Raw genomic sequence first — 13,281 nt, 5'->3', positions numbered from 1 at the left:
ATCGACCATGACCAGACAACAGCTTACGCCGCCGGCCGGCGTTCTCGTAGCCATCGACGTCGCCAAGGCCCGCAACGAGGTCCTCATCGAGGTGCCCGGCTCCGGCCGACGACGCCGGTTGAGCGTCCTCAACACCCGCGCCGAGCACGACCGTCTGATCGCGCTGCTGTCGGACCTCGGTCAGCCGGTGACCTGCGGCTTCGAGGCCACCGGCAACTATCACCGCCCGATCGCCTGGCGCCTGCTCCAGGCCGGCTTTGCCGTGCGCCTGATCTCCTCCGTGGGGCTCGCCCGCACCCGCGAGGCCCTGCACAACGGCTGGGACAAGAACGACCCGAAGGACGCCCAGGTCATGCTGCACATGATCCGCATCGGCGCCTCGCAGGTCTACCACGACCCGCTCGCCGCCGGCATCAACGACGTGCAGGAACTGTCCAAGACGCACGACGCCGTCTCAAAGGCCAAGACCGAGGTGCTGCATCGGATCCTGACCCACTACCTGCCGCTATACTTCCCGGAGGTCGACCGCTTCCGCCATAACAGCCGCTCGGACTGGTTCTTCGCGTTCCTCGATCGCTTCCCCACGCCCGCCAGCATCACCGCGCTGAGCAAGGAGGCCTTCATCGCTGCCGCCTGGGATGTCGTCGGGCGCAAGGTCGCCAAGGCGCAACTGCTCGGCGACATCTACGAGACGGCCCGCAGCTCGATCGGCCTGCCGGTGCCGCCTGACGCTCCGGCGGTGAGCATGTTCCGGCTCGTCATCGGCGAGGCGCGCGGGCTGATCCAGCAGCGCGATGCCATCGAGGCCACGGCCGACGCCCTCCTGACCGACAGCTCCGACTACAAGCTGCTGCGCCGCATCCCCGGCATCGGCCCGATCAACGCCCTGACCATCCTGGCTGAGGCGGGTGACCTGCGCCGCTTCGGCCATCACCGGCAGTTCCTGAAGTTCTGCGGGCTCGATCTGGCCACCCAGCAATCCGGCACCTTCCGCGGCCAGACCAAGCTGTCGAAGTACGGCAACGCCCGGCTCCGGCGTACGCTCTGGCTGGCTGGGCAGGTGGCCATCCGGCAGCGGGAGAACGGTTTCCGCGACAAGTTCGAGCGCTACATTGCCCGCGACCGGCACGATGCCGACCTGCGGCGCAAGGCGCTGACCGCGATCACCGCCAAGATGGCGCGCGTGGTGCACGCCGTCATCAAGACCGGTGCCGACTACCGGCCCTTCGTCGAGGGACCGGTGCCAGGTGGGAGAACCCCTCTCAGCAGAGCCGTGAGGGCGTGAGAACCACGACCCTGTAGATAATGCTCGGGTCTCCTACCTGGATCGACATCTCGTGTGGAGGACGGTGAGGACCACGGTGCCGCGTGCATCGGCTGGATCCTGTGTTCGCTATGGCCGAGAGTTCATCCGGATCGGCAGGAGCCGCCTGGATCGACGTTGACGACAAACACACCGCGGGCGCATGTTCGCGGACGAAGACCTGTTGCTTAGCCAGCCGTCCTTCCTCGCTACGTAGGACGTTGTCGCAGCGGATGTGCTCCAGGAGGCCGTGCAGGCACACGGCGTCGGCCAGCGCCTCGATCACGCCGATGCTGTTGATGCGCCGCGCCACCTTCAGCGCGAGGCACGCCAGGCTATGCTCGTCGATCAGCGTCAGGATGCGCAGGCTCCGGCCGTCGTGCGTTTGAGCCTGCACGAAGTCGAAGCTCCAGACGTGATTGCGGTAAAGCGGCCGCAGCCGCACGCACGAGCCGTCGTTGAGCCAGGGGCGGTTGCGCGGCCGGTGCTTCTGGGGGACCTTGAGCCCCTCACGACGCCAGATGCGCTGGACCCGATCCTTGCCCACCCGCCAGCCGTCTACTCTCAACAGCGCGGTGACGCGGCGGTAGCCGTAGCGCCCGTATTCGGACGCCAGGGCGATGATGGCGCGAGTCAGCTCACCTCGTCGGCCAACACGGTGGGCACGTAGCGTTGCGTGCCGCGGTGCTAGCCGACGATCCGGCAGGCGTGACGTTCCGAGAGGCCAAATTTCTCCTGGATCGCCGCCACTGCCTGCCGACGTCGTTCGGGGGCTACAAATTTCCCGAGGCGACGTCCGCCAGCACCTGCTTTTCCAGGGACAGGTCCGCCACAAGCCGCCGCAACCGAGCGTTCTCGCGCTCCAGATCCTTCATCTTCCGCGCCTAGTCGACCTGCAAGCTGCCGTACTCCTTGCGCCAGCGATAGTAGCTCTGCTCAGAGATCTCCGCCTCCTTGCACGCCAACGCCAAACTCTTGCCCCGGGCTGTCTGCACCTCGATCTGGCGCAACTTCAGCACGACCTGCTCCGCGCTCGTCTTCTGACCTCGCTTCATGTCCCAGCTCCTTCGGTCCTGGCTGATCCTCTCAATCAGCCCGGTCCAAAGCCAGCCGGTCAGGTCAGTGGCGATGATGGCAATGATTGTGAGAATCACCGGCTATATCGATCTGGACACATCGACTATTACGATATAAAGTCAGAATAAGTGATTTGGGTGTAGATTCTGTCGCTTCGTCTATTCGCAGCTGCAGCAAGGCGGCGCTAGCAACGCTTTCGGAATAGGATTCCCGTTGATTTTGCAGAGCTAAAGCCTATTCGTTTTCTCAGAGAGGACGACAACATATCTATGAGGACAGGTCCACTCAGCGTCTTCGAGCAAAATTTGCGATCGTCCGCTCATGAGAGCGTCGTATCAATTGCTTTTTTTGCACTTTGTATTATGGTCGTTACTGCTCCAATCACCCAGGATGGGTTGAGCGGCGGCACCGCTTCCATGACCGAAGGAAATCCGTTCCGACAGCTTGGATATGTACTGATTTTATTAATCATACTTGCTGGAACGGGCATCCATCGCGACTTTCGAGGCTTGTCCGCGCTTCCGGGAAACGTTCGTCTAATATTGGCCTATTGTTGGCTGAGTATCGTTTGGGCAATAGATCCATCAATTGCGACCCGTCGCTTGGCCTTGACGACGATTGTTGCTCTGTCCGTTGCTATTGCCATACAATCGCTCGGTGTTGCGAAGAGCATTGCGCATGTCCGGATCGCTCTGACTTTGGCGCTCTTCGCAAGCTACGTAACCGTCCTGTTCTTCCCGAGCGTCGGTATACACCAGCCGGAGGCGGGCCGAGATGTCGCTCTCATTGGTGATTGGCGGGGAATTTATCCCGAGAAAAACTTTATGGGCGCACTCTGTGCGGTAACCATGCTGTGTTTTTACTTCATGGAGCAAAAGCATCTGTCCTTTCTAAGATGGATCGTTATCATTGCGGCTTTTCTATTTTTGATGAAGACAGGATCCAAAACTTCGACCGCACTTGCCTTATTGGCCCTGCTATCGGGGCATGCATTTCGTGCCAACAATCATCGCGATTGGCCGCTTGCCTTCGCAGCGGCAATGACGAGCGCCTTCTGTTTCGGTGTCATTCTGCTGTGGTACGGTGAATGGCTGATGGAACCCTTGGATCGCGATGATACACTGACAGGTCGTTCACAAATCTGGCGCGTATTAATAGCTTATATTTCTGATCACTGGCGTCTTGGTGCCGGATATGGTTCTTTTTGGTACATCGGAGGTGTTAGCCCGGTCTATGATTATGCGAAAGGAGGAAGCTGGTTCGAAATTGCCTCTCAGGGCCATAACGGATACTTAGATATCGCGTCGCAGATCGGTTTGCCTGGCCTCGCAATCGCATTATACTTTCTTATTGTCAGGCCTGTCGCGACATTGTTGAGCCATCCCGCCTACAACAACAAAACTGGCGCTCTTTTTATGGCTATATTTGTATTTTGTGTGGGTCACAATTTTACAGAGTCTACGCTCCTTTCGCGCGATCATATTCTTCAGTTTATGATTATCGTCGTTATCTGCATGATGAACACCGTAGATGGAAATTATCGGCACCAACAATTCTGAGATTTGTTCAAATGGCGGAAAATATGCTAATGATTGATTCTGTCACGATCTTGATCGTATCGGCACTAAGCGATTTACGACGGGGCTTTAATGAAGTTCACATATGGGATCGCGTAGCCAAACTCGTCTGATAGCATTTGCCAACAAGATGGCCCGCATCGGTTAGTTTTGGCCCGATCTTCCCTCACCGGACTCAACCCAAGACGCAAATCCGCGGTCGAATGCATCGCAGGCACCACGGAACCAGGCGCTTCCCTCGCGTCTGACCTGTCTAGAGTTCGGCGCCTCAAACATCGGAACCACCGGGGGAGGTACGCCTCCATCCGTTCGGACGTTCCAGGAGCCGTCGCGCACCACGTTGGAGCGTTCAAGCCATGGGGGGGATCGAAAAGGCCGAGGTCGCCCGGCTTGTGAAGCCGCCACGGCGAAGAACCCTACCGGCACGATCGATTCGCGGAGCGTAATTCGGTCCCCTGATCACCTGATGACGTGATCGCACGATCTGCTTTCAACGTCCAAAGATCCGAGGCGCAATCGATCGCTTTCACTCTCTCGCTATCAAAAATGTTTGCGAGCCTCCAAGTTTGTTGGCGTCATACGCCAAATTCTACGAAGCGAGAGAGCCCTGACGGCGCACAGCCGAGCGTCATTTTATCTTATATAGCTTCTGTTTTAGCGGGCAATATCCAGCCAAGACAGAAACCACAGCAGCTGCATTAGTTTCGTATATCGCTTTTCGACTGGATTTTTGGTTCCCTATATCATTTCTACCAAGTTGCGCTTGCGTGTTTTTAATTATATCGTTGCCTTATAAGCAGCAGTTCTCCCATGGGCACCATGTCGGCGATTGCATCACAGGCTGTGAATCTCCTTCTCGCGGGGTCCTCGGTGATAGCGCCGGGATTTCTATTGGTCGCCTTGCTAGCCGATGTGATTCCGATGCGAGTGAGAGTCTGGGCAGCTTTCGTGCTATCGCCGGGACTTTTGTCTCTCGAGCTCCCGGTGGCAATAGCATTCGGTTTAGAATTCAGTCAGTTTACATACTTAGCATGCGCGCTGAATGCTCTCGTAGCGGGCGCTCTTATTCTTTACTTCCGCCCAAGATTTAATTTTCGTGGCTGCGGGTATTCCGCGCTTCTGGCTTGCGCTTTGGCGGCCCCGATCATCTTTACGGTTCTAAAGGAAACATTCAGAACGGATTACAGTTGGCACAACATGATGCAGATTGCGGCTATACAGCAGATCAATTTGCTGCCGCGATTGCCGGAAGAGTTTGAGATGGCTGGGCTTCGGCTAAATTATGGTTGGCTCGGGTGGACACAGCTGTCTCTTATTTCAAATCTTGTCGCGATTTCGCCAACGAGACTTTTCTTACCGCTTAATATTTTGCACTTTATTTCGATGTTCATCATCATCGTAGAGTGTTCGATTTTTTTCCTGGGTCAGCGCCATAACCCTACGAAGGTAGCCGCAAGTACCGCAATTGCACTCCTCGCCGTCGGTCTACCCGATATCATACTCGGCATAGTCAAAAGTGAATACCATGCATTGGGAGACGCACGCATAACGCCAATGATGGAAAAAATTCAGAACATGGACACGATGGTTTTCGGGTTGTCTTCGTTTGTCTTGATGGTCTTTGCAGTACTGGGCTACCTTAATTTCAAGCGGTCTTCATTTCTCATACTTGCGAATATAGCGTCTTTTGCGAGTTCTTTGGTTTATCCGCTTTTCTTACCATCATGTATGGCGGTCGTCGCGGCACTGATTGCCTATGAAATCCTGCATCAGTTCCGTGGAGTGGGATCGTCCGATCGTCGGGCTCTTATCAAGACCGGCCTGATTTTTGCCCTTTGGATCGCGAGCTTCGGCATAGTGGTTCTCTATGGGCTATTCCTCGGACGGGATTCGGAAATTCCGCCCTTCAGTCTTGTGAAGCTTCGTGACTTTCCTCTCCAATTCATCAGGTGGGGATGGATCTATTGTGCAATAGACGCGATATTACTGTCAGTTCTCATATTTCGATGGAAAATCATATCCTGGCCGACGTTATTTTTCATCGGCGTGACATTCGGACTTCAGTTGGCCTACGTCGTGATCGCGGTTCGCGACGGCGTCGGATATAAATTCCTCTTCACGGCGCTGCTGTTCGCGGCCCCCGTGGTCGCGGCTGAAATTACCCGATGGGCGGACAGGGGATCGAGATCCTCAGTCGTGGCGGGCGTATTGATCGTTTTGTTTCTGTCGTGCGTGGTCTACGAGTTTCCTCGCTGGACCAATCCCGATTTGCGCTACGCGACCCCCTTGGACATTTATGCATCGGATATCGCGCCTGACGCGAAGGCGATGCCATCCTGGCTTCGGGTCGTTCGCGAGAAAGCGCCGCCCGATGCCGTGCTTTTTACTGCGCCCGACGAGCGGCCGATCGCGGTATTTGCCAGGCGTGCCCTATACGTGTGTGGCGATGTTCCGGTTCCGACATCTCGAGCCGGGTACTCCATGAGTTGCACCCGGGAACTCACGTCTGTGAAGGGCTACTCTCCAAAGAGGGTGGCTGACAGAATGGAGCTTCTGAGCCTAGCGCTCAAAAAGGAGGTCAGCGATGCCGAAGCGGAGACGTTGATGAAAGCGTTTCGCGCGCTTAGCCGGCCGATGATTTTCCATACTAGCGGCTTTTCAGGATTTACGCGCTGGCTCAGGGAGAAGGAAATTGGCCGACCGATTTTCGTTTCCGAGACGGATGTCGTTTGGTCGGTCGACAAAACTGGTGCTGGGCTTGATCCTGCAGACAGTGCTGCCTCCTACAGGCAGGGGCCCACATGAATCGAGCGGGCGCGAATGAGCGCCAGTTTTGGCCGGCCGCCTCAGGTGCTACTGAACGGCTGCCCTCTCGGATCGCTTTGAGTGCAAGGCACGGAAAGCGGAGTGCGCAACCGGTAAGGCTGCACGATGAACAGAGCCGCTAAGCCCGTCATCCCTTTCGGGCCGGCCGGGCATCTCCGCGCGTTTTGTAAGGAAGAGAGTTCGGCCGCTTGTTCCGAGCAGGAAGGTTTCGACGGCCTCGGTGGAACAGGGCTAGAGCGGTTTCGGTTTAATCGGGGTCGTATCCTGCCGCGACGAAGAAGTTTGCGGCCTCGTCGGGCGTGACGGCATCGACGAGCCGCCCGATTGTGGTCCAGAGCTCTTCGCGCGTGCGCTCGGCGGCCTTGCGCAGCCCCGCCTTCAACTTCGAGAACGCCATCTCGATCGGATTGAAGTCCGGCGAGTAGGGCGGGAGGAACAGGAGCCGCGCGCCTGCCGCCTCGATCGCCGCGCGCACGGCCGGGCCTTTGTGGCTGCCGAGATTGTCCATGATCACGATGTCCCCGGGTGCGAGTTCGGGCACCAGGACCTGATCGACGTAGACTTGGAAGGCGTCGCGGTTGATCGGCCCGTCGAGCACGAACGGCGCGGCGATCCCGGACAGGCGCAGGCCCGCCACCAGGGTCGTGGTCTTCCAATGACCGTGCGGGACGGGGGAGCGCAGCCGCTGGCCGCGGGGACAGCGCCCGCGGGTGCGGGCCATGTTGGTGGCGGTCCACGTCTCGTCGAGGAACACCAGCCGGTCCGGGTCGAGATCGGGCTGGCTCTCGAACCACGCTTCCCGGGCGGCCTTCACGTCCGGTCGATCCTGCTCTGCGGCGTGGGCCGTCTTTTTTTGTACGTCAGGTCGCGCGCGTCGAGGAAGGCCCACAGCGTGCCGAGCCCGACGGTGAGGCCATGCTCGTCCTGCAACCGGGCGCGCATCTCCTCCAGGGTGATGTCAACCTTCTCGTCGATCAGCGTACGCAGGAACGTCTCGTACGGGTCGAGCTTGGAGCGGCGGGCACGCCCCTGCGGCCGGGCGGCCACCGTCCCAGTCGCGGCGAGCGCCGCCATCCAGCGGATCGCGGTTGCCTGGCCGACCCCGAAGCGGGCGGCCGCCTGACGGCGCGAGGTCGCCGCAGCCGCGGTCACCACCCGCTCGCGCAGGTCCAAGCTGTAGGGGCGGCCCATGCATCACTCCAGCTGTCGACCGGCCTAGTGAATCAGCCTCCCAGCGCCGCGTGAACCCCACCAAGCCGACTCAGCCCAAACCGAAAACGCTCTAGAGCCGTTCCCGCTTACGTAGCGACGGCCAAGTCGTTGTCGTAGCCGGCGGCGGCGAGGCTGTTGCGGCACTCGTCTGGGGTGAAGCGGGTGAAAGCGTGCCGGATGGCGTTCCAGAGGTCTGGCACGGTGCGGGCGGCTGCGCTCCGCAGCAGGGCTTTCAGCTTGGCGAAGATCTGTTCGATCGGGTTGAACTCGGGGCTATAGGGCGGAAGGTAGAGCAGCCGGGCGCCGGCCGCCTCGACCCGCTCGCGGATGCCGCTGACCTTGTGAGCTTGCAGGTTGTCGAGGATCACGACGTCGCCGGGCCGCAGCACCGGGACGAGGCGGTTGGCGACGTAGTCGCGAAAGCGCTGGCCATTGGTAGCGCCATCCGCGAGGTCGAAGGCGCACAGGCCGGTGGTGCGCAGAGCGGCGGTGATAGTGGTTGTTATGTAATGGCCCTGGGGCACGAGGAGCCGGCAGCGCTTGCCGCACGGGGCGCGACCGTAGCGGCGGGCCATGTTGGTGGCGGCCGCCGTCTCGTCGAGGAAGACGAGCTTGTCGGGGTCGAGGTCAGGCTGAGCCGCGAACCACGCCTCACGCGCCGCCTTCACGTCAGCCCGCTCCTGCTCAGTTGCGTACAGCGCCCCTTTTTACGGGTGATCCCATGGCGAGCGAAGAAGCGTGACAGCCCGCTCGTGCTGGTCTGCACGCCCTGCTCGGCCAGGGCGTCGCGCAACTCGCGCAGGAAGCGTTCGGGCCGGGCCTCGTCGAGGGAGAAGATCAGATCCGCATGCTCCTCGATCGCCGGCAGGCGGTCGTCGCCGTGCGTCGGTTTGGGGGCGACGTGACCCTGCTGCGCAAACCGTTGCGACCAGCGGCTGGCGCTCGACACGCTCACCCCGAACCGCGCCGCCGCCTGATGGAAGGAAGCGCCCTCTGTCACGGCCGCCACGACGCGCTCGCGCAGATCGACAGACAACGGTGAAGGCATCGCTGGCTCCTTCACCCGTCAACGCTCCAGCCACCGTCCTGTCGCAACACCGCTGGGCACGGCTCTAGACGATCCGCTTCGGTGGCGGCACGGACGGATCCTGATTGTGCAGAGATCAGTACCTGTCTTCCGGGCTCACACCATCACTCGCTTCGGGTTCTTCACCAAGATTGGGGGTGCTCGCGCCTTGCCGGTTGGGAGCGGCCTTTGGCGCCGGACGAAGGGGCAATGTCCGGGCTACTGTGGGCCGCACTGTTGCAGGTCGGCCTGGTGGACCAGCCTTGCCGGCGGGGCCTGCTGGCCCGGCAGGCCCTCGCGGGCCAGCAGGCCCCGGCGGGCCAGCGGGTCCCGGTGGGCCGGCGGGCCCCGGTGGGCCAACGGACCCTGGCGGCCCGCTCGGTCCTGGTGGCCAGGGGGGGCCGGCAATGGCCGTTCTGGATGCCCCTGATCCGCTGAGCTCGGACGGCTTGGTACCGTCCATCCTGTCTCCCTGTTCGACCCTGCTGCTGTGTCCAGTCGCGGCCGCAGCGCCCGGAGGTCCCGGAGGTCCGGCTGGTCCTTGCTCGCCGCAATTGGCAACCACGATCTTGCGCTCTTGACGCGCTGTGCGCAGCGTCGCGATACACGTCGCCGGGTGATAGATGACGCGGAATTCGAAGTAGCCCCGATGGTCGATCTGACGTGAAAAACGGCCATCCAGACTAATGTCAGTATCTTTTTCGTCTGAATATCCTATAATCCAGAGTTCACCACCAGTGACCTTGGCGTCCGCCACACCGATATCGGCCGTCGCCCCCGATACTGGGGCAAGATAAATCATTGGCGCCCAAATCAGCATTGAGAATTTGCCGTAGACGGCCATAGCTGGTTCCATCATGCGCTTGCAACCAGTATATTCACGGATTGATGAGGAGCAATGATCGCGCGCTCACCAGCTGAACGGCGGGATCACACCACAAACGACCGAGAGCCCCGCGCTCAGCGGCAACGCCATCGCCTCGCCCATCCACGGCGCTCGCCTGACACGCGCGCTTCCCCCGACGAGGGTTGCGGAGCGGCGCGTCGTCCAAGCCGATCTCGGCTTCGAGAAGGCCCCGCGCGACCCATCTGCCGCCTCTCCCGCGATGGCGTCTGTCACCTGCCAACGCCTCCCCTCAGAAGCGATCAATGGATCCGTCGCGCTTTGCGCGGAGGTCGCCCGGCTTCGGAAGGAAGTCGCCGCCGCTTGGTTCGAGACTGTCACGGCCCGGGCGATGACCGCGCAGAGGCGTCAATTGGGCTCTCTGCGAGGCGGTGAGGCGCCGCGTCCGCGGTCTCATCTGCCCCCTCGGCGAAAAGCTCGTCGTCCGGGCCATCGGGCGAGCATGCATCGTCATACGCGATGCGCTCCTTTGCGTGGACCGGGTCGAGCGCGGCGACCGCGTCCGTGGCCGGCGTGGAATCTGCGACTTCGGCGCCGAAAGCTCGGCGGGTCTGACGGAGCCACGGGCTTGGCGAGCGGAGAGGCGAGGACCTCGAAGGCGAGCTTGTTGTCGACGCCGACGGGCTGCGGCACGGCGAAGAGCGACGTCAGGGTCCGTTTGATGATGTCCCGGACGGCACCCCGGATAGCCAGCATGGCGGCGATCGTAACCGGATCACCGAGACCCATACGCTCACCGATCTCCGCGGCTGCCCTCGCATCCGCTCGCTGACGCCCGGCAACGTCGGGACGTGACAATCGTCCCGGCGGCACTGGAATAAGCGCCAAGCCGGACACGGCGCTTGGCCCCCAGCTCAGGCTGCGATGCCGTCTGGTTGTGCGCGAACCGACGCAAGGGCAGGATCACGCGGGTCATCCGGGACACGCGCGGCCACAAGCGGAAGATCCGGCACGGTGGGCCCCGCTCCCGCGAATGCGTGAGGTCCTTTTCAACCGAAGCAAGGACCGACGCCGCTTCGCAGCCCGCAACGACAAGCTCGCCCACAAGGACGCCTCGGCCGTCGCCCTGGCGGCCGACGCCGCCTTCTGGGGCCATCGCGACCAGACCCTATCAGAACCAGGGTCCGAGCAGCCGGCGGTTCGCCGCGTCGTCGGGGATTCCCTCGTCGTGGAAGGCAGTCAGGCGGCAGACTCGCCGTCGCCGCCTGACCGCTTCAGGATGTCCCGGTCGACCGTGAGGTCGAAGCGGGGATCGCAGCCGTCCTCGAGTGCGAGCGTCGCCCGGGCGCCCCGCGCAGGCGCATCACCATTTCCGCACGAGGGGCGCGGGGGCGGGGGCGGGCGGCGCGCCGAACACGTAGCGGAAGCCCACCGAGACGATGTCGGCGCTGGAATCCACCACCCCCGCGAAGGCGATGTTGCCGACGTTGTAGTCGCGGCCGAGGCCCGCCAGGATCCGCGACCGGTCCAGGAAGAAGTGCGAATAGGCGAGGTTCAGCGTCAGCTGCCGGCTCCAGCGGTAGCTGGCGCCCACCGAGGCGATGTAGCGATCCCCGTCCGGCAGCCGCACCGAACGGTTCCGGAAGTCGATCGGCGAGGTCTCGTAGGCGAAGCCCGTGCGCAGCGTCAGGTTCGGCGAGGCGTCGTACTCGGCGCCGATCGCGTAGGTGAACCCGTCCTTGTAGTTGAGCGGCAGGGTGTTCACCGGCAGGCCGAGGGTCTTCGACACGATCCCGATGGTCCCGAGCCTCGACCAGTTGTCCCACTCGAAGCCGAGGTTCACCCGCGCCACCGGCGAGACCGCCTGGGTCAGGCCGACGCTCAGCTTGTCGGGGGTGTTCAGCCTCGCCCGGACCTGGCCGGCGAGCGGGGCCAGGGCGAGCAGCGGCACGCCGATCGAGCCGTCGATGTCGTGGTGCACCGAGGAGCGGTAGCCGATGCCCAGCACGGTCCCGTCGCGGGGCGTCAGCGTGGCGCCCGCGGTGAAGCCCACCCCCCAGGATTCCCCCTTGAGGAAGGAGCTCGGATAGGCGGTCGGCAGGAGGCCCGGGACCGGCAGCGCCTGCCGCAGGGTCAGGCGGAAATACTCGATGTTCGGCCCGGCCGCGATCGACAGCCATTCGTTGACCTTGAAGCCGATCACCGGGTTGATCGCCAGGGAGAAGATCCGCGACGAGCGTCCGTAGACCTCCCCGGCCCAGACCTGGTTGGGCTTGGTCACGAGCCCGAAGGGCGCGCCGGTCGAGAGGCCGAGCCACAGGCGGTCGTTCAGCTGGTACGAGGTCGCGCCCGCCGGCACGAGGGCGCCCTGACCGATCTCGCCCGAGCCGCCCAGCCGCGCGAAGCCCGGATTGGTGCCCGGCGCCGGGCGGATCTCCGAGGACAGGCCGATATAGGTGAAGTTCTGCTCCGCGACGAAGCCCGGGTTCATCGTGATGGTCGCGGGGTTCCAGAACATCGACGACACGCCGCCCGATCCCGAGGCCGCGCCCGCAAACGCCAGCCCCTGCGCCTGCGTGCTCTGCTCCCGCAGACCGAATGCCCCGGCCTGAACCTCGGCAATCGTGGCGACAGACGCACAGAGTGACGCCGTTCCGGCGGCCACCAGAAACCGAAATCTCATCACGATCCTCCCCAAGGTTTACCGCGCATCCACTTCCGGTTTCCGGCGGATGTCATGTTTTCTGAATTCTGTGCCGCCAGAACCATCGGCGACACCGACACTTTGCGCGGCCGCCACTGTCACGATACTGCCGGTACGCGCAGGCATTACCCCTTCCCAATAGGTCAGGACGCTGCCGAAAGCGGCAAGAAAATGCAAGCGCGAAGCGGTGCGCCGATGAACTCCGGCGTCCGGCCGGCGCAGGGAAGGCGCTGGTGTGACAAATCGGTTTCACGCCGCGAGGCGGAGGCGCTGGATGGCGAGCGGCGGACCGCGTCGAGGACGCCGATGGGCCGCCTTGTACGGCACAGGGCTTCGGGTGCGGCGGCGCGAATACAAAGCTTCGCCGAGTGTCACAGCGGCCCTCGCGACATCGTCTGAACCGCTTGCGGCCGGCTGACGCTTTGGGATAGAAGCTAACCTATACGTCAATCCTGGCCCGGCCAATCACGCACGCTCCGCGAGAGAGCGAGGCCGGTGAAGGGAGGGGAAGGTGGGAACCCAGCAGGGCATAAGGAAATGGGCCGGCGAAGCCGACGCTCAGGGTCCGCGCCATCGACGGACGCTTTGCGACGACGCTCCGGAGACGCTTCCGGCGATGGGCGATCGAGATCCGCACGATCCTGCCCAAGACCGGGGTCGGCAGGCTGTCGG

General features: G+C 62.1%; 7 protein-coding genes and 1 pseudogene. 4 read left to right on the top strand and 4 right to left on the bottom strand.

What is annotated here, in order from left to right; genetic code table 11:
* Positions 1-7 precede the first annotated feature (7 nt).
* A complete protein-coding gene (locus PQI07_RS15855) occupies positions 8-1,285 on the top strand; it encodes an IS110 family RNA-guided transposase (RefSeq protein ID WP_274926938.1) in 1,278 nt (425 codons plus the stop codon).
* Between the two features lie 238 nt (positions 1,286-1,523).
* On the opposite strand, the pseudogene PQI07_RS15850 reads toward PQI07_RS15855, so the two are convergent.
* Positions 1,524-2,358, bottom strand: a pseudogene (locus PQI07_RS15850) (IS3 family transposase); the annotation flags it as partial.
* 291 nt (positions 2,359-2,649) lie between these two features.
* Here PQI07_RS15850 and PQI07_RS15845 point away from each other — a divergent pair.
* Together PQI07_RS15845 and PQI07_RS15840 are read left to right on the top strand one after the other, a co-directional pair.
* Complete coding sequence (locus PQI07_RS15845; RefSeq protein ID WP_274926937.1) at positions 2,650-3,939, top strand: O-antigen ligase family protein; 1,290 nt, start codon at positions 2,650-2,652, stop codon at positions 3,937-3,939.
* 828 nt (positions 3,940-4,767) lie between these two features.
* Positions 4,768-6,762, top strand: a complete 1,995-nt coding sequence (locus PQI07_RS15840; RefSeq protein WP_274926936.1) for a hypothetical protein — start codon at positions 4,768-4,770, stop codon at positions 6,760-6,762.
* 268 nt (positions 6,763-7,030) lie between these two features.
* Here PQI07_RS15840 and PQI07_RS15835 read toward each other — a convergent pair.
* Positions 7,031-7,974 (bottom strand): IS630 family transposase gene (locus PQI07_RS15835; RefSeq protein ID WP_274926560.1). Its coding sequence is split into 2 segments (ribosomal slippage): positions 7,031-7,638 and positions 7,638-7,974, totalling 945 coding nucleotides; the frame shifts between segments, so codons are not numbered across the junction.
* 107 nt (positions 7,975-8,081) lie between these two features.
* Positions 8,082-9,043, bottom strand: a protein-coding gene (locus PQI07_RS15830) for an IS630 family transposase (protein ID WP_274926935.1) whose coding sequence is annotated in 2 segments (ribosomal slippage) — positions 8,082-8,692 and positions 8,692-9,043 — 963 coding nt in all. Because the reading frame shifts where the segments join, the coding sequence is not laid out codon by codon here.
* 228 nt (positions 9,044-9,271) lie between these two features.
* Here PQI07_RS15830 and PQI07_RS15825 point away from each other — a divergent pair.
* Positions 9,272-9,499: a hypothetical protein gene (locus tag PQI07_RS15825; protein ID WP_043758650.1), complete on the top strand. Its 228-nt coding sequence runs from the start codon at positions 9,272-9,274 to the stop codon at positions 9,497-9,499.
* Positions 9,500-11,268: 1,769 nt separating this feature from the next.
* On the opposite strand, the gene PQI07_RS15820 is transcribed toward PQI07_RS15825, so the two are convergent.
* Positions 11,269-12,588 carry an OmpP1/FadL family transporter gene (locus PQI07_RS15820; RefSeq protein WP_274926934.1) on the bottom strand — a complete coding sequence of 440 codons (1,320 nt, stop codon included), beginning with the start codon at positions 12,586-12,588 and terminating at the stop codon, positions 11,269-11,271.
* Positions 12,589-13,281 lie beyond the last annotated feature (693 nt).

It is taken from the genome of Methylobacterium sp. 092160098-2, assembly GCF_028920805.1.
Taxonomy (GTDB): domain Bacteria; phylum Pseudomonadota; class Alphaproteobacteria; order Rhizobiales; family Beijerinckiaceae; genus Methylobacterium; species Methylobacterium fujisawaense.
Note: the sequence above shows the minus strand (reverse complement) of the source record. Positions and strands in the feature narration are given on the sequence as shown.

Bases quoted from the DNA above. Each gene is read 5' to 3' on its own strand.
- PQI07_RS15855 (WP_274926938.1), top strand. From the start codon at position 8: ATGACCAGACAACAGCTTACGCCGCCGGCCGGCGTTCTCGTAGCCATC.
- PQI07_RS15825 (WP_043758650.1), top strand. From the start codon at position 9,272: ATGTCCGGGCTACTGTGGGCCGCACTGTTGCAGGTCGGCCTGGTGGAC.
- PQI07_RS15820 (WP_274926934.1), bottom strand. From the start codon at position 12,588: ATGAGATTTCGGTTTCTGGTGGCCGCCGGAACGGCGTCACTCTGTGCG.
- PQI07_RS15840 (WP_274926936.1), top strand. From the start codon at position 4,768: ATGGGCACCATGTCGGCGATTGCATCACAGGCTGTGAATCTCCTTCTC.
- PQI07_RS15845 (WP_274926937.1), top strand. From the start codon at position 2,650: ATGAGGACAGGTCCACTCAGCGTCTTCGAGCAAAATTTGCGATCGTCC.